Below are 15,305 nucleotides of genomic sequence, written 5' to 3' on the forward strand. Positions count from 1 at the left end.
TCAGCCCGCAACCCCGAGCTGCCGCGCGAGCCACGCGTACTCCCACGCGGTGTCCTTCCACTGCGCGTACCTCCCGGACGCGCCACCGTGGCCGCCGGCCATCTCGCAGCGCAGCAGCACGGTCTCCGGGTGCGCCACGCGGGTGCGCAGCTCGGCCACCCACTTGGCGGGCTCCACGTAGAGCACGCGGGTGTCGTTGAGGCTCGTGACGGCGAGGATCGGCGGGTAGTCGGCGTCCCGCACGTTCTCGTAGGGGGAGTAGGAGCGCATGTACTCGTAGACCTCGGCGGACTCCACGGGGTTGCCCCACTCCTCCCACTCCAGGGCGGTCAGCGGCAGCTCGGGCATGAGCATGGAGGTCAGCGCATCCACGAACGGCACCGCGGCCAGCCCGCCGCAGTACAGCTCGGGGGCCAGGTTCAGCACTGCGCCCGCGAGCAGACCGCCCGCCGAGCCGCCCATCAGCGCGATCCGCCGCGCATCCACGTCCGGGCGCGCGGCCAGGTGCCGGGTCACGGCCACGAAGTCCGTGAACGTGTTGGTCTTGGTGTTCTTCTTGCCGTTCTCGTACCACGCGCGCCCCAGCTCACCGCCACCGCGCACGTGCGCCACGGCCCAGACCACGCCACGGTCCAGCAGGGACAGCCGAGAGATGGAGAACGCCGGGTCCGTGCTGATCTCGTAGGAGCCGTACGCGTACTGCAGCACCGGCGCGGGCACGGCGGGGTCCAGGTCCGCGCGGCGGATCAGGCTCACGGGAATCCGCGTGCCGTCCTCGGCGACCGCCCAGTCCCGCTCCACGGTGTAGTCCTCGCTGCGGTACCCGCCCAGCACGGTGGCCTCGCGCCGCAGCACGGGCTCGCCCACGCCGAACCCGTCCAGCGCACCGGCCCTGGGCTCGCCCGTGGGGATGTCGTACACGCGTGGCGGCGTCACGAAGGACGTGTAGGACACCCGCACCACCGGGTTCTCGTACTCCGCGGAGAGCACACCGGTGCTGCTGAGGTCCTCGTCGAACGCGGCCTCGGTCCCGGCCAGCAGCTCGGCATCCGCCGCTGAGCCGGCGCCCGGGGACGACGACGCCGCACCGCGCACCCGCGCGCCCGTTCCGTGGTGCGCCGTCCCGGGCACCAGGGCGTCCAGGGCCGCGCGGGGGATCAGGCGCACCCGGGGGGTGGTGTTCTCGCGCAGGGCCACCACCAGGTGGGTGGCCGTGGGGAGGCAGGACTCCACGCGCACGGTCTCCGAGGCCGGGACCAGATCCACCAGGTCCGCCTCCGCGAGGCCCCGCCCGGCGTGCTCCAGCGGCATGAGGCTGACCCGGCCGTTCGGGGCCTGGGCGTCGTGGGAGAGCAGCAGGACCTCGGTGCCTGCCACGGTGAGGGGCTCCACCTCGTAGAGCACCCGCTCCTCGCGCGAGAGCACGACCCGCCACGGCAGGTCCGCAGGGGCCCCGGTGCGTGCCCCCTCCGCAGGGTTCGCGTACCCGGGCTCCGCCCCCGTGCGCTGACCGGATGCGTCCCGGTCCATCCGGGGGGAGGCAGCCGCGGGGGACGGGCCCCGGGAACCCGGCACGGCGGCGTCGTGCGCCGGAGCGTGTGAACTGGCCGCGGCGGCGTCGTCCGCGGGAAGCGCGCTCAGGTGCAGGATGCGGTACTCGCTGTACTCCGAGCAGGAGGAGGACAGCATGAGCCACTGCTTGTCCGCGGAGAGCTCTGCGCCGAGCCAGAGGCCCGGGTCGTCCTCCTGGAACAGCAGCTGGTCCTCGGCCACGTCCGTGCCGAGCAGGTGCCGGTACACGCGGTGCGGACGCCAGGACTCGTCCACCACCGTGTAGATGACCTGGGACGCGTCCGGGGTGAGGAACGCACCGTAGGAGGTCTGGGGAATCTGGTCCGCGAGCAGCTCCCCAGTGGTGAGGTCCTCGACGTGGACGGTGAACCGCTCGTCCCCGGCGGTGTCCTCGGACCAGGCCAGGCGGGAGCCGTCCTCCGCGACGCTGAACGCGCCCAGGGCGTAGAACTCGTGCTCCTGGGACGCGGCGTTGGCGTCCAGCAGGGTCTGCTCGCCGTCCAGGGACGTTCCGGGCTCCACGGCGGGCGGGGTCCAGTCCGCGGCGTCCGACACGGGCACCCGGCAGAACACCTGGTGCGCGCCGCCCTCCACGGTGCGCGCGAAGTACCACCAGTCCCCGTGGCGGCTGGGGACCGAGAGGTCCGTCTCCTGCGTGCGGTCCTTGATCTCCGTGTAGATGCGCTCCCGCAGCGGGGCGAGGTCCGCGGTGACGGCCTCCGCGTAGGCGTTCTCGGCGTCCAGGTGCGCGCGCACCTCGGGGGAGTCCTTCTCTCGGAGCCACTCGTAGGGGTCCACGAACGTGTGACCGTGGAACGTGCGCTCCACGGGACGGCGGGGTGCCACGGGGAAGGTCTGCTGCTCGAAAGTCATGCGCCCCAGTCTAGGGACGCGGCAGAATGTGCCGCGTGCAGACCAATCTTTCTCCCACTTCACCGAGCGTGCCGCGCGCCGACCTCCGGATGCAGATCCTGCTGGTGCTCGGGGTGTCCCTGGGCGCGTCGGCGGTGTACTCCGTGCTGGACCTCGTGGAGATGGCGGTGCAGTCCTCGATCGCGGAGAGCTCCACCACGCTCAACCAGCCGCTCAGCCCGGTTCCGGTGATCGACGCGCTGCGACGCCTGACCAGCATCTGCTTCGCGCTCGTGCCCGTGGTGCTCGCGCTGTGGTTCCTCGCGGGGACCACCTCCCGGATCCCCACCGCCCTGCGCGGCATCGGTGCGGATGCACGCCGCCCGGGGCACGACGCCGCCCGGGGCCTCGCGCTGTTCGCCGTCATGGGCGGTGGGACCCTCGTGCTCTACCAGGCCGGGAGGGCGCTCGGGATCACGGCGGAGATCACCACCTCCACCCTGGAGAACACGTGGTGGACGGTTCCGCTGCTACTGCTCACCGCCCTGCGCCACGCGCTCGTGGAGGAGATCATCGTGGTGGCGTTCCTCGCGGACAGGATGCGGCGGCTGGGCCGCTCGTGGTGGACCGTGGCCATCGTGTCCTCGGTGCTCCGGGCGAGCTACCACCTGTACCAGGGGGTGGGGCCGGCGCTGGGCAACCTGGTCATGGGGCTCGTGTTCGTGTGGTGCTACCGCCGGTACGGGCGGGTGATGCCGCTGCTCGTCGCACACTTCCTGCTGGACGCGGTCGGCTTCCTCGCGCCGCAGCTCCTGGCCGGCTGACCGCCTGGGCGGGCGGCGTCGTCGTGCCCCGGCGGATCAGATGGTGACGGGCCCGTCCGGGGTGCCGAAGGTGACCGCCATGAGGCCGGGGGTGCCGTGGGGAGCGGACCACGTGACGTCCACCGAGCGCAGGACGTCCTCCACGGGACCGCCGAGCCAGTCCGTGACGCGCTCGGGGGAACCGGCGATGTCCATGCCGGTCAGGCGGACGTCCGTGATGCGCGCCTGGGACGGGTGCATCTCGTCCGCGGAGTCGAAGTGGATCATGAACGGCAGCTGCGGATCCGCGATCAGGCCCTTGACGCCGATCTGGTGCCAGTCCAGGCGCCGGCCGTCCGGGAAGATGCGCCCGCCCGGCACGGAGGGGCGGCCCAGCTTCTGCTCGAACGGAGCGAGGTCCGGAACCTCCACGACCCACCCGAGCCAGCCGCCACCGGCCTCGGAGCGGGCGCGGACGGCCTGGCCGAACGGCGCCTTGTCCGCGGCGGGGTGCTCCAGCACGGTCACGACCTCCACGTACTGGTGGTCCGTGAGCGGCAGGATCATGTTCTGCGTGCCGAACCGGGGGTGCACGCCGCCCTTCACGGGCTCGATCCCCAGGCGGTCCGCGATCCGCTCGGTGGTGGCCTCCAGCCCGTCCGGCTGCGCTGCGAAGGAAACGTGGTCCAGCTTCATGCAGTCATGGTGGCACCCGTCACACGGGGGTCCAAATCGACGGGTGCAACACTGCGGACACCGAACTTGACGCGGGAGCCGCCGGGTTCCCACACTTGAGGTCTAGGTCACGAGAGTCAGCGCCAAGCCCCAGCTTGCTGACCGGCAACCCTCCCTACCGCGGCGGGGTGCCCTGGGTGAAGACCTGGCCGTGACGTCGTCCGACGTCCACGGCAAGCGCGGGCCACCGGTCGCCCGTTCGTGCGGGCACCGTGCGGACGGTCGCCTGGCCCCTGATCCTTCCGAGAAGGAGCACGGCCATGAGCACTGCACCCACCCCCGACAACCCCCAGGACTGGGCCTTCGAGACCCGCCAGATCCACGCGGGCCAGAACCCGGACCCCGTGACGGGTTCACGGGCGCTGCCCATCCACCAGACCTCGTCCTTCGTGTTCCCGGACGCGGACACGGCCGCCGCGCGGTTCGCGCTCGCGGACATGGGCCCCATCTACTCCCGTCTGACCAACCCCACCACCGAGGTGGTGGAGAACCGACTCGCCTCCCTGGAAGGGGGAGTGGGGGCGCTGATGGTCTCCTCCGGGCAGGCCGCCGCCACCCTGGCGGTGCTCAACCTGGGCAGTGCGGGAACGCACGTGGTGGCCAGCCCGTCCCTCTACGGCGGCTCGTACAACCTGCTCAAGCACACGCTGCCGCGGCTGGGTGTGGAGACCACGTTCGTGGCGGACCCGGACGATCCGCAGCAGTGGCGGGACGCCGTGCGCCCCACCACCGTGGCGTTCTTCGGGGAGACCATCCCCAACCCCCGCAACGACGTCCTGGACGTGGAGACCGTGGCCGGGATCGCCCACGAGGCCGGGGTGCCGCTGATCGTGGACAACACCGTGGCCACTCCGTACCTGGTGCGGCCCATCGAGTGGGGCGCGGACATCGTGCTGCACTCGGGCACCAAGTTCCTGGGCGGGCACGGCACCGCGATCGGCGGGTTCATCGTGGACGCCGGGCGCTTCGACTACGGCGCGGACCCGGAGCGGTTCCCGGGCTTCAACCAGCCGGACCCCACGTACAACGGCCTGGTGTACGCGCGGGACCTGGGCGCGGACGGCGCGTTCGGGGTCAACCTCTCCTACGTGCTCAAGGCTCGTGTGCAGCTGCTGCGTGACCTGGGCACGTCGATCTCCCCGTTCAACGCGTTCCTCATCGAGCAGGGCATCGAGACGCTGTCCCTGCGGGTGGAGCGCCACGTGGCCAACGCCCAGCGGGTGGCCGAGTGGCTCGAGTCCCGCCCCGAGGTCCGCTCCGTGTCCTACGCCGGCCTGCCGTCCTCCCCGTGGCACGAGCGGGCGCGCAAGTACGCGCCCCGGGGAGCCGGTTCCGTTCTCGGTTTTGTGCTGGAGGGCGGCAAAGAGGCGGGGATCGCGTTCGTGGACGCGCTGAGCCTGCACTCTCACGTGGCGAACATCGGGGACGTGCGGTCCCTGGTGATCCACCCGGCATCCACGACGCACGCGCAGCTCTCCCCGCAGGAGCAGCTCGCGGCGGGCGTGGAGCCAGGCTTCGTGCGGCTCTCGGTGGGCACCGAGGGGATCGAGGACATCCTCGCGGACCTCGAGGAGGGTTTCGCGGCCCTGGCCGCGGCTCCGGGGGTCAAGGACGCCCGCCACGGCCAGGGAGATCAGGACCCGGCGCGCTCGCAGGCGGACCGGGCGGTGAACGGCACCGTGCGGGCCGCCTCCGCGGGTACCGAGCCAGCCGTGGACCCCGGCGCCGGCGCGGACGGCGGCCCAGCGGCGTCGTCGACGGCGCGTCCGGACGCGGCCGCCGGGCCCGCGGCATGACCGTGGTGCAGACCGCGCCCGCCGTGCGCCGGGACGGTGTGGTGCGGGCCGCGGAGATCGGGGAGCTCACCCTCGAGTCCGGATTCCGACTGCCGCACGTGCGCCTGGCGTACGAGACGTGGGGCGAGCTCGCCCCGGACGGCTCCAACGCGGTGCTGGTCGAGCACGCGCTCACGGGTGACTCGCACGCGGCGCGCGGAACGGCCGTGGGCTGCGGGGACACCGCACCCTTCGACGTGGACGGTCGCCGTGCCGCCGCGGACGCCGGCGGCTGGTGGGACGGGCTCATCGGACCGGGCGCGGCCATCGACACCACCCGCTGGTTCGTGGTGTGCGCCAACATCCTGGGCGGCTGCCACGGCAGCACCGGCCCGGCAAGCCTCGCCCCGGACGGCACGCCGTGGGGCTCGCGGTTCCCCCGGATCACCGTGCGGGACACCGTGGCCGCGGAGGCGCGGCTCGCGGACCTACTGGGCATCCGGAGGTGGCGGCTCGTGGTGGGCGGCTCCATGGGTGGTGCCCGCGCCCTGGAGTGGGCCGTGTGCCACCCCGAGCGGGTGGCGGCGTGCGCCGTGATCGCGGCGAACGCCCGGGTCAGCGCGGAGCAGCTCGCGTGGGGCCGCACCCAGGCGCTCGCCATCCGGCAGGACCCCCGGTTCCGCCACGGCGACTACTACGCCGGCCCGCACCCCGTGGAGGGCCTCGGCCTGGCACGGCGGATCGCGCACATCACCTACCGCAGCGCCCACGAGCTCGCCGCCCGCTTCGGGCGGGAGGCGCAGCCGCGCGAGGACCCCGCGGGCACGCACCCGGGCACCCGGGGACGCTACCGGGTGGAGGGCTACCTGGACCGCCAGGCGGAGAAGCTTGCGGCGCGCTTCGACGCGAATGCGTACCTCAGCGTCAACGAGACCCTGATGTCCCACGACGTCGCCCGCGGCCGCGGCAGCCTCCGGCAGGCCCTCGCGCGCACCCGCTGCGAGTGGCTCGTGGCGGCGGTGGACTCGGACCGGCTGTTCCCGCCCGAAGAGTCCGCCGAGCTCGCCGCCGCGCTGCCCGGTGAGCACGAGGTGCGCACCATCACCTCACCGAGCGGGCACGACGGCTTCCTGCTGGAGACCCCGCAGGTGGGGCGGCTGCTGCGGACCACGGTGCTGCGGGACTGAGCGGCGTGCCCGGCTACGTGCTGCGGCTGACCACGACGACGGCGCCCGCACCCGGGAAGGGGCGCGGGCGCCGTCGGCGTGCGGCACAGCGAAGTGGGAGCTCTCAGGCCTCCTCGGCCTGCTCCGGGATTTGTTCGCCCGCGCCGGGGATCGTGGCCTGGCCGAACGCGGGGCGCTTGGCGGTGATGTAGTCCCCGGAGCTGCGGCGGCGGATGCGGCGGCCCACCCAGGGGACGAAGTACTTGCGGGCCCACACCATGTCGTCCCGGCGGGCCTGGCGCCAGTTGCGCACGGGGCGCTCCTCGGGGTGGTCGGGGATGAGTCCGTGGTCCACGCCCAGGCAGTCCAGCGCCTCGCACGCGATGAGCTGGTGTCCCAGCGGGGAGAAGTGCAGGCGGTCCGGGGCCCACATCTGGGGGTCGCTCAGCTGGTTCAGCCCCCACAGGTCCACGAGCACGGCGTCGTGGCGGGCGGCCACCGTGCGCACGTTCTCGTTCCAGATGGCCACGCGGCCGCGGATGCTGCGCATCACCGGGGTGTTTCCGATGTCCGGGGCGTCGAACATGACCACGGTAGCGCCGGTGGCGGCGATCCCCTCGATCACGGTGTCCAGCCGGGAGGCGATGTCGTCCGGGTCCGCGCCGGGGCGGAGCATGTCGTTGCCGCCGGCGCTGATGGTCACGAGATCCGGTCTCAGTTCGAGCGCCGGCTCCAGTTGCTCGTCCACGATGGGCTGGAAGAGACGACCACGGATGGCCAGGTTGGCGTAGGCGAAGTCGTCGGTGGTGCGGGCGAGCTCCTCGGCCATGCGGTCGGCCCAGCCCCGGAACCCGCCGGGGACGGTGTCGTCGGGATCGCCCACGCCCTCGGTGAACGAGTCGCCCATGGACACCATCCGGTGCCACGGGTGCAGGGGCTCGGCGGGGGACTCGGCGGTGGGATCGGGAGACGTGGTCCGGGGCGCAGTGCTCTCATCCATGGTCAAATTACTAACACGTATTCCTGGGCGGTTCCGTCATGCTCCGTCACGGGAGCGTGTGAGGATGGGGCCATGGCACAAGCACCCCACGTGATCTGGAACAACGACGAAGCCGACCGCGCCGGCACGCCCCTGGTGGTGATGTTCCACGGCTACGGCTCCCACGAGGGCGACCTCATGGCCCTGAGCGCGTCCCTCCCGCAGGGGTTCACCGTGGCCTCCGTGCGGGCACCGCAGCGCGCGGGCGCGGGCTTCCAGTGGTTCGCGCTGTCCTCGGACCTCGGCTTCACCACGGACGCCGTGGTGGCCGCCGCGGAGCCGGTGGTCGAGTGGCTGCGGGACGAGTCCCTGCAGCACACGCACGTGATCCTGCTGGGCTTCTCCCAGGGGATGGCGATCGCCACCACGGTGGCCCGTCACGCCCCGGACCTCGTGGACGCGGTGGTGGGGCTGTCCGGTTTCGTGGTCCCGGTGGCGGACGACGACGCCCAGGCAGACTTCTTCCACGACGCCGCGCTGCGCGAGGAGCCCCTGCGGATGTTCTGGGGCCGGGACCCCGAGGACCCCGTGATCCCGCCCGCCCTGGTGGACCTCACCGCGGAGTGGGCCCAGCAGCACGCGGACGCCACCAAGGTGCAGTACCGGGGGATCGGCCACGGGGTCTCACCCCAGGAGCTGTCCCACGTCTCCGAGTACCTGCGGGCACTCACGGACTGAGCGCACCACCCATCCGCACCATCCTCCGGTCCGGCGCACCCACTGCGGTGGGGGTGCCGGACCGCTCTATGCGCTGACGATGCGCACGGGCGGCATGCCGGAGCCCGGGACTGCCAGCACGTCCCCGGGGTGCAGCTGCGCGCCCCGGCGGGTCTCCACGGCGCCGTTGACCTGCACCGCGCCCTCGGACACCAGGGTCTTCGCGTGGTGTCCGTCCTCGGCCAGGTTGGCCAGCTTCAGGGCCTGGCCCAGGCGGATCATCTGGTCCCGGATGGGCATCTCTTCATACGCAGTGTCGCTCATGCGTCCATTGTCTCAGGCATGCACGGGGCGGATCGCCGGGAACGCTGCCCGCTTCGCGGACGTGTGTGGGCGGAGTGGGGTGAGGGGGTGCGGAAACGCGCCCGGGCGGCGTCGTGCCCCCAAGTAGTTGCACGTCCAATGAAGTGGGGATACGTTCGGGGGAGACGTGCATCACACCCTCCCACCATCCCCAGGAGAAGACATGACACTCGTTCCCCACTTCGTCGCAGGCCGGAAGACCCCGGGCGACTCAGGCCGTACGCAGGACGTGTACAACCCCGTGGAGGGCGCGGTGAGCGCCCAGGTGCCGCTGGCCTCGGCGGAGGAGGTCGCGCAGGCCGTGACCGCCGCCGAGGAGGCGTTCCCGCAGTGGTCCGGGCTCAACGCCCAGCGCCGCGCGCGGATCCTGCTCAAGTGGGTGGACCTGATCAACGAGAACATGGACGAGCTGGCCACCCTGCTCTCCAACGAGCACGGCAAGACCTTCCCGGACGCCAAGGGCGACATCCAGCGGGGCGTGGAGGTCGTGGAGTTCGCGGCCGGTGCACCGCACCTGCTCAAGGGCGAGTTCTCCAGCGGCGCGGGCACGGGCATCGACGTCCACTCGCTGCGTCAGCCCCTCGGCGTGGTCGCGGGCATCACCCCGTTCAACTTCCCCGCCATGATTCCGCTGTGGAAGGCGGGCATCGCGCTCGCCGCGGGCAACACGTTCGTGCTCAAGCCCTCCGAGCGGGACCCCTCCGTGCCCGTGCGGCTCGCGGAGCTCGCGCTGGAGGCGGGCATGCCCGCGGGTGCGCTCAACGTGGTCCACGGTGACAAGACCGCCGTGGACGCCCTGATCGAGGATCCGCGCGTGCGGGCCGTCGGGTTCGTGGGCTCCTCGCCGATCGCCCAGTCCATCTACACCGCGGCCGCCGCGCAGAACAAGCGCGCGCAGTGCTTCGGCGGCGCCAAGAACCACATGGTGATCATGCCGGACGCGGACCTGGAGCAGGCCGCGGACGCCCTGATCGGTGCGGCCTTCGGCTCCGCCGGCGAGCGCTGCATGGCCATCTCCGTGGCCGTCCCCGTGGGGGAGGCCACTGCGGACAAGCTGCGCGCGCTGCTCGAGGAGCGGATCGCCACGCTCACGCTCGGCCCGTCCCTGGAGTCGTCCTCGGACTTCGGCCCCGTGGTCAGCGCCCAGGCCAAGGAGCGCATCGAGTCCTACATCGCCGCCGGTGAGAAGGAGGGCGCGGAGCTTGTGGTGGACGGCCGCGGCGCCACCGTGGACGGGCACCCCAACGGGTTCTGGGTGGGTGCCACCCTGTTCGACCACGTGACCACGGACATGAGCATCTACCGCGAGGAGATCTTCGGCCCGGTGCTGTGCATCACGCGCGCCGCGGACTACGAGGAGGCCCTGCGCCTGCCCAGCGAGCACGAGTACGGCAACGGCGTGGCCATCTTCACCCGGGACGGGGACGCCGCCCGGGACTTCACCACCCGCGTGGAGGTGGGCATGGTGGGCGTCAACGTCCCCATCCCCGTGCCGATCGCGTACTACACCTTCGGCGGCTGGAAGGCCTCCGGCTTCGGCGACCTCAACCAGCACGGCACGGACGGGCTGAAGTTCTACACCAAGACCAAGACCGTCACCACGCGCTGGCCCTCCGGCATCAAGGAGGGCGCGAGCTTCGTGATGCCCGAGGGCAGCTGAGCCGCGCGGCGGCGTCGTGCGCCACGCCGTACGACGCCGCTGCACCCCGCTACCGCGCCACGCCGCCGCATCCCGTCACCGAGTCCGGCACGACGCACCCCGCACGACGCCGCCCGGCGGAGTCCCGGCGCGCCGGCACTCCCACCTTCCCGCCGCTCCGCGACGCGCGGAGCCACCGCCACCCCTGGAACGAGGAACGTCATGACAGAGACCACCAGCCAGCAGCTCCCCACCGTCGCCTTCCTGGGCCTGGGCCACATGGGTGGACCCATGGCCGTGAACCTGGTGAAGGCCGGGGTGTCCGTGACCGCCTTCGACGTGGTGCCCGCCGCCATGGACGCCGCCCGGGAGCAGGGGCTCACCGTGGCGGACACCCCGGAGGACGCCGTGCACCAGGCGCAGGTGGTCATCACCATGTTCCCGTCCGGGCAGCACGTGAAGGACGCGTACACGGGGGCCCGTGGCGGTGAGGGTCTGCTGGCCGCGGCACCCGCCGGGGCCACGTTCCTGGACTGCTCCACCATCAACATCTCCGAGGCGCAGGAGGCGGCGGCCCTGGCGCAGGAGAAGGGGTTCACGGCTGCGGACGCCCCGGTCTCCGGGGGAGTGGTGGGCGCCACCGCCGGCACGCTCGCGTTCATGGTGGGTGCGCCGGACGAGGTCTTCGAGCGCGTGCGGCCCCTGCTGGAGATCATGGGTGCGCGCGTGGTGCACTGCGGCGGCAACGGCATGGGCCAGGCCGCGAAAATCTGCAACAACATGGTCCTGGGTGTGTCCATGGTGGCGGTGAGCGAGGCGTTCGTGCTCGCGGAGAAGCTGGGTCTGGAGCACCAGGCGCTCTACGACGTGGTCTCCAACGCCTCCGGCCAGTGCTGGGCGCTGACCACCAACTGCCCCGTTCCCGGGCCCGTGCCCACGAGCCCCGCCAACAACGACTACGAGCCCGGTTTCGCCGGCGCCCTGATGGCCAAGGACCTCAACCTCGCGGCCACCGCGCTGGAGGAGACCGGTGCCACCGCGCCCATGGGACGGCTTGCGGCCGAGCTCTACAACCAGTTCGTGGCGGACGGCCACGCGGGCAAGGACTTCTCCGAGATCATCACGACGCTGCGGGAGAGTTCCCGGGGGGAGTGAAGTCCCCCTCGCGGGCACGAAGCCCGCTGAGCGCCGCCACGATCGCGTCCACCTCGTGCGCCGCCAAGCCGGTGTCCAGGAAGAGCTGCTCGTTCAGTGCCCGCGTGGCCCGTCCCACCACATCCAGGCCGGTGGGGGTGAGCGCCACGTTCACCGCCCGCCGGTCCGTGCTGACCGGCTCGCGGCGCACCAGCCCGGCGTCCTCCAGCCGGTCCACCGCGTTGGTGATGGACGTGGGGTGCACCTGCAGCAGGGCGCTGGCCCGCTTCATGAGCATCTTGTGCTCGCGCGCGAAGCTGAGCAGGGCCAGCACCTCGTAGCGCGAGAACGTGAGCTGGAACGGTTTCAGGATCCGGTCCGCCCTGCCCAGCAGGATCTGCTGGGCCCGCATGATCGAGGTCACCGCGGCCATCGGTCCTGCGGCCTCGGTCCAGCCCTCGCGCTCCCAATTGCGCTGAGCTTCCGCAATGGGGTCCCTGTTGAGCGGCTGGTTCTGGGGCATGGAGACAGTCTAGGGGCGCGCGGGGTCCGTGATCCGGACCACAGAAAAATGCATGCCTGCGTTATAGTCGGACGCACCACTATCGACCTGCCCACCACCTTAGGAACAGGACCATGACCTCAGCCGCAGCATCCCCGCGTGCCCCCCGCTCCCTCCCGGGCCCCGACCTCCTGCACCTGGAGCGCCAGCTGCCCGAGTCCGAGCGCGAGCGGCTGCACGCCATCACGGAGCACCTGCAGGCCGAGGTGCGGCACCAGAGCGTGGACGCCTGGAACAAGGAGGAGCTGCCGCGCCACCTGCTGCCCGCGCTCGCGGAGCTCGGTCTGGGGCAGGTGGCCCAGGACGGGTCCTCGCGACTGTTCCAGGGGCTGGTGCACGCGCAGATCGCCCGCGCGGACCTCTCCCTCTCCGCGCTGCTGGGCATCCACAATGAGCTGATCGTGGGCACCATTGCCGCGTTCGGCTCCCCGGAGCAGCAGGAGACGTGGCTGCCGGGGCTCATGAAGCTGGAGCGGCTCGGCGCGTTCTGCCTCACGGAGCCGGACCACGGCTCGGACATCGCCGGCGGGCTGGCCACCACGGCCACCCGTGACGGGGACGGCTGGGTGCTCAACGGCCGCAAGCGCTGGATCGGGCTGGGCACAGTGGCGGACCTCGCGCTCGTGTGGGCCCGGGACACCGCCGACGGCCGCATCAAGTGCTTTGCGGTGGACACCTCTCTGCCGGGATACACGGCGTCCAAGATCGAGCACAAGATCGGGCTGCGGATCATGCAGAACGCGGACATCGAGCTCACGGACCTGCGGCTGCCCGCGGACGCCCTGCTGCCCGGCGCCGAGGACTTCTCCGCGGCCAACGGCCTGCTCAAGGACTCCCGCGCGTGGGTCGGCTGGCAGGCGGTCGGCGCCCAGATGGCGGTGTTCGACATCGTGCGCGACTACGCGATCGAGCGGATCCAGTTCGGCAAGCCGCTCGCGAGCTTCCAGCTGGTGCAGCAGGTCATCGCGGAGGCCGCCGGCAACCTTGCCGCCTGCTCGGGGCTCATGGCCCAGGTGACCCGCGTGCAGGAGGCGGACGACCTGCAGATGATGCAGGCCGCCCTGGCCAAGTCCACCGCCACCCGACTGGCCCGCCAGAGCGCGTCCCAGGCCCGGGACGCCCTGGGCGGCAACGGCCTGCTCAGCCACTACGGGATAGCCAAGGTCATGGCGGACATCGAGGCCATCCACACCTACGAGGGCAGCTACCACATCAACTCCCTGATCGTGGGCCGCGCGCTCACGGGCGTCTCCGCGTTCGTCTCGTAGCAGCGCGCCGGGGACGACGCCGCTGGGCCGGTTCCGGCGCCCGCCCCGCCCTCAGCGGCGCAACAGGCCCGGGCCGCTCGGTCACCCCGCGCGCCGGGGTGCCCGGTTCCGAGCGGATGGTTCGAGCGCATGCTGCGCGGGCGGGTCGGAGGCGGCGAGGTGAGCCGTGCAGGAGCGGGCGGTGCGCGCGGGAGGCGGCCGTGCGGCGTCGTCGTGCGCGGGGGTTAGGTCCGGCCTGCGGAACCTCGCTACCCTGGAGCGGAACGGCTCTCCCCGTGCGGGTCGAGAGCCTGAGCCCACCGATCCCCACGCGCGAGCCCCCGCGGGCTCCGCGCGAGACACGGAAGTGAGACCACATGGCCCCGAAATCCACCCTGGACAATGTCATCTCCCTGGCCAAGCGCCGGGGCTTCGTGTTCCAGGCGGGTGAGATCTACGGGGGCTCGCGCTCCGCGTGGGACTACGGGCCGCTAGGTGCAGAGCTGAAGGAGAACATCAAGCGCGAGTGGTGGCAGACCTTCGTGCGCGGCCGCGCGGACATGGTGGGCCTGGACTCCTCGATCATCCTGCCGTCCGCGGTGTGGCAGGCCTCCGGGCACGTGGAGACGTTCACCGACCCCCTGGTGGAGTCCCTGCACACCCATAAGCGCTACCGCGCGGACCACCTGCTGGAGGCGTACGAGGCCAAGCACGGCCACCCCCCGGTCAACGGCCTGGCGGACGTCAAGGACCCGGAGACCGGCCAGGACGGCAAGTGGACCGAGCCCCAGCAGTTCTCCGGCCTGATGAAGACCTTCCTGGGCCCCGTGGACAACGAGGAGGGCAAGCACTTCCTGCGCCCGGAGACCGCCCAGGGCATCTTCGTGAACTTCCTCAACGTGGTGACGGCGTCCCGCAAGAAGCCGCCGTTCGGCATCGGACAGATCGGCAAGGCGTTCCGCAACGAGATCACGCCGGGCAACTTCATCTTCCGCACGCGCGAGTTCGAGCAGATGGAGATCGAGTACTTCATCCACCCGGACGAGGCCAAGCAGTACTTCGACGAGTGGGTCGAGGCGTGCTGGAACTGGTTCGTGGACCTGGGCGTGAACCCGGACAACATGCGCCGCTTCGACGTCCCCGCGGACGACCGCGCGCACTACTCGGACGGCACCATCGACATCGAGTACCGCTTCGGCTTCCAGGGCTCCGAGTGGGGTGAGCTGATGGGCGTGGCCAACCGCACGGACTTCGACCTCAGCAACCACACCGAGGCCTCCGGCACCAAGATGCAGTACTTCGACCAGGCCTCCGGCGAGCGCTACACCCCGTACGTGATCGAGCCGTCCTTCGGGCTGACCCGCTCCATGATGGCGTTCCTGGTGGACGCCTACGTGGAGGACGAGGCACCCAACACCAAGGGCGGTGTGGACACCCGCACCGTGCTGCGCCTGGACCCGCGCCTGGCCCCGGTCAAGGCCGCCGTGCTGCCGCTGTCCAAGAAGGAGGACCTGCGCCCCGCCGCGCAGAACCTGGACGCCGAGCTGCGCCGCCGCTGGAACATCGACTACGACGACGCCGGGGCCATCGGGCGCCGCTACCGCCGCCAGGACGAGATCGGCACGCCGTTCTGCATCACCGTGGACTTCGACACCCTCGAGGACCAGGCCGTGACCATCCGCTCGCGCGACGAGATGACGCAGGAGCGCGTGGGCCTGGACCGCGTGCAGCAGTACCTGGCCGAGCGCCTGGAGAAGTGAG

The 15,305-nt window shown here is 71.7% G+C and carries 13 protein-coding genes and 1 riboswitch; of the genes, 8 read left to right on the top strand and 5 right to left on the bottom strand.

Features of this window, described 5'->3' with window-relative positions; all coding sequences use genetic code 11:
• On the bottom strand, positions 1–2,445 hold the full coding sequence (locus AABM36_RS05835) for a S9 family peptidase (RefSeq protein WP_423447859.1): 2,445 nt from the start codon (positions 2,443–2,445) through the stop codon (positions 1–3).
• A gap of 26 nt (positions 2,446–2,471) precedes the next feature.
• Here AABM36_RS05835 and AABM36_RS05840 point away from each other — a divergent pair, with 26 nt between their 5' ends.
• Positions 2,472–3,248 (top strand): CPBP family intramembrane glutamic endopeptidase, encoded by a 777-nt coding sequence (locus AABM36_RS05840; RefSeq protein ID WP_019310087.1) that lies wholly within the window; start codon positions 2,472–2,474, stop codon positions 3,246–3,248.
• A 36-nt stretch (positions 3,249–3,284) separates the two neighbouring features.
• Here the strand turns inward: AABM36_RS05840 and AABM36_RS05845 are convergent, their stop codons facing one another.
• On the bottom strand, positions 3,285–3,923 hold the full coding sequence (locus tag AABM36_RS05845) for a VOC family protein (protein ID WP_019310086.1): 639 nt from the start codon (positions 3,921–3,923) through the stop codon (positions 3,285–3,287).
• 105 nt (positions 3,924–4,028) lie between these two features.
• A riboswitch (SAM riboswitch) is annotated at positions 4,029–4,148 on the top strand.
• Positions 4,149–4,222: 74 nt separating this feature from the next.
• Here AABM36_RS05845 and AABM36_RS05850 point away from each other — a divergent pair.
• Together AABM36_RS05850 and metX are read left to right on the top strand one after the other, a co-directional pair.
• On the top strand, positions 4,223–5,758 hold the full coding sequence (locus AABM36_RS05850; protein WP_019310085.1) for a bifunctional o-acetylhomoserine/o-acetylserine sulfhydrylase: 1,536 nt from the start codon (positions 4,223–4,225) through the stop codon (positions 5,756–5,758).
• Entirely contained in the window at positions 5,755–6,924 is a 1,170-nt protein-coding gene (gene metX, locus AABM36_RS05855) for a homoserine O-acetyltransferase MetX (protein ID WP_019310084.1), read from the top strand. The genes AABM36_RS05850 and metX overlap by 4 nt, the downstream gene beginning before the upstream one ends.
• A 103-nt stretch (positions 6,925–7,027) precedes the next feature.
• Here the strand turns inward: metX and AABM36_RS05860 are convergent, their stop codons facing one another.
• Entirely contained in the window at positions 7,028–7,903 is an 876-nt protein-coding gene (locus tag AABM36_RS05860) for an SGNH/GDSL hydrolase family protein (protein ID WP_423447862.1), read from the bottom strand.
• Between the two features lie 72 nt (positions 7,904–7,975).
• Between AABM36_RS05860 and AABM36_RS05865 the strand changes: the two genes are divergently transcribed.
• Positions 7,976–8,620, top strand: a complete 645-nt coding sequence (locus tag AABM36_RS05865; protein ID WP_019310082.1) for an alpha/beta hydrolase — start codon at positions 7,976–7,978, stop codon at positions 8,618–8,620.
• Between the two features lie 66 nt (positions 8,621–8,686).
• Here AABM36_RS05865 and AABM36_RS05870 read toward each other — a convergent pair whose 3' ends face one another.
• The gene (locus AABM36_RS05870; protein ID WP_019310081.1) at positions 8,687–8,923 is read right to left on the bottom strand and encodes an RNA-binding S4 domain-containing protein; all 237 of its coding nucleotides are present in this window, start codon (positions 8,921–8,923) and stop codon (positions 8,687–8,689) included.
• Positions 8,924–9,125: 202 nt separating this feature from the next.
• Between AABM36_RS05870 and AABM36_RS05875 the strand changes: the two genes are divergently transcribed.
• On the top strand, positions 9,126–10,622 hold the full coding sequence (locus tag AABM36_RS05875) for a CoA-acylating methylmalonate-semialdehyde dehydrogenase (RefSeq protein WP_019310080.1): 1,497 nt from the start codon (positions 9,126–9,128) through the stop codon (positions 10,620–10,622).
• A gap of 201 nt (positions 10,623–10,823) precedes the next feature.
• Entirely contained in the window at positions 10,824–11,756 is a 933-nt protein-coding gene (gene mmsB, locus AABM36_RS05880; RefSeq protein ID WP_019310079.1) for a 3-hydroxyisobutyrate dehydrogenase, read from the top strand.
• Here mmsB and AABM36_RS05885 read toward each other — a convergent pair.
• Complete coding sequence (locus AABM36_RS05885; protein WP_019310078.1) at positions 11,722–12,258, bottom strand: MarR family winged helix-turn-helix transcriptional regulator; 537 nt, start codon at positions 12,256–12,258, stop codon at positions 11,722–11,724. The genes mmsB and AABM36_RS05885 overlap by 35 nt on opposite strands.
• Before the next feature lie 113 nt (positions 12,259–12,371).
• On the opposite strand from AABM36_RS05885, the gene AABM36_RS05890 reads away from it, so the two are divergent.
• Both AABM36_RS05890 and AABM36_RS05895 read left to right on the top strand, forming a co-directional pair.
• Positions 12,372–13,565 carry an acyl-CoA dehydrogenase family protein gene (locus AABM36_RS05890; RefSeq protein ID WP_019310077.1) on the top strand — a complete coding sequence of 398 codons (1,194 nt, stop codon included), beginning with the start codon at positions 12,372–12,374 and terminating at the stop codon, positions 13,563–13,565.
• Between the two features lie 356 nt (positions 13,566–13,921).
• The gene (locus tag AABM36_RS05895; RefSeq protein WP_423447867.1) at positions 13,922–15,304 is read left to right on the top strand and encodes a glycine--tRNA ligase; all 1,383 of its coding nucleotides are present in this window, start codon (positions 13,922–13,924) and stop codon (positions 15,302–15,304) included.
• Position 15,305: the final 1 nt, after the last annotated feature.

Source organism: Kocuria sp. KSNUG (assembly GCF_049532735.1).
GTDB classification, from domain to species: domain Bacteria; phylum Actinomycetota; class Actinomycetes; order Actinomycetales; family Micrococcaceae; genus Kocuria; species Kocuria rhizophila.

Bases quoted from the DNA above. Each gene is read 5' to 3' on its own strand.
- AABM36_RS05835 (WP_423447859.1), bottom strand. From the start codon at position 2,445: ATGACTTTCGAGCAGCAGACCTTCCCCGTGGCACCCCGCCGTCCCGTG.
- AABM36_RS05840 (WP_019310087.1), top strand. From the start codon at position 2,472: ATGTGCCGCGTGCAGACCAATCTTTCTCCCACTTCACCGAGCGTGCCG.
- AABM36_RS05845 (WP_019310086.1), bottom strand. From the start codon at position 3,923: ATGAAGCTGGACCACGTTTCCTTCGCAGCGCAGCCGGACGGGCTGGAG.
- AABM36_RS05850 (WP_019310085.1), top strand. From the start codon at position 4,223: ATGAGCACTGCACCCACCCCCGACAACCCCCAGGACTGGGCCTTCGAG.
- metX (WP_019310084.1), top strand. From the start codon at position 5,755: ATGACCGTGGTGCAGACCGCGCCCGCCGTGCGCCGGGACGGTGTGGTG.
- AABM36_RS05860 (WP_423447862.1), bottom strand. From the start codon at position 7,903: ATGGATGAGAGCACTGCGCCCCGGACCACGTCTCCCGATCCCACCGCC.
- AABM36_RS05865 (WP_019310082.1), top strand. From the start codon at position 7,976: ATGGCACAAGCACCCCACGTGATCTGGAACAACGACGAAGCCGACCGC.
- AABM36_RS05870 (WP_019310081.1), bottom strand. From the start codon at position 8,923: ATGAGCGACACTGCGTATGAAGAGATGCCCATCCGGGACCAGATGATC.
- AABM36_RS05875 (WP_019310080.1), top strand. From the start codon at position 9,126: ATGACACTCGTTCCCCACTTCGTCGCAGGCCGGAAGACCCCGGGCGAC.
- mmsB (WP_019310079.1), top strand. From the start codon at position 10,824: ATGACAGAGACCACCAGCCAGCAGCTCCCCACCGTCGCCTTCCTGGGC.
- AABM36_RS05885 (WP_019310078.1), bottom strand. From the start codon at position 12,258: ATGCCCCAGAACCAGCCGCTCAACAGGGACCCCATTGCGGAAGCTCAG.
- AABM36_RS05890 (WP_019310077.1), top strand. From the start codon at position 12,372: ATGACCTCAGCCGCAGCATCCCCGCGTGCCCCCCGCTCCCTCCCGGGC.
- AABM36_RS05895 (WP_423447867.1), top strand. From the start codon at position 13,922: ATGGCCCCGAAATCCACCCTGGACAATGTCATCTCCCTGGCCAAGCGC.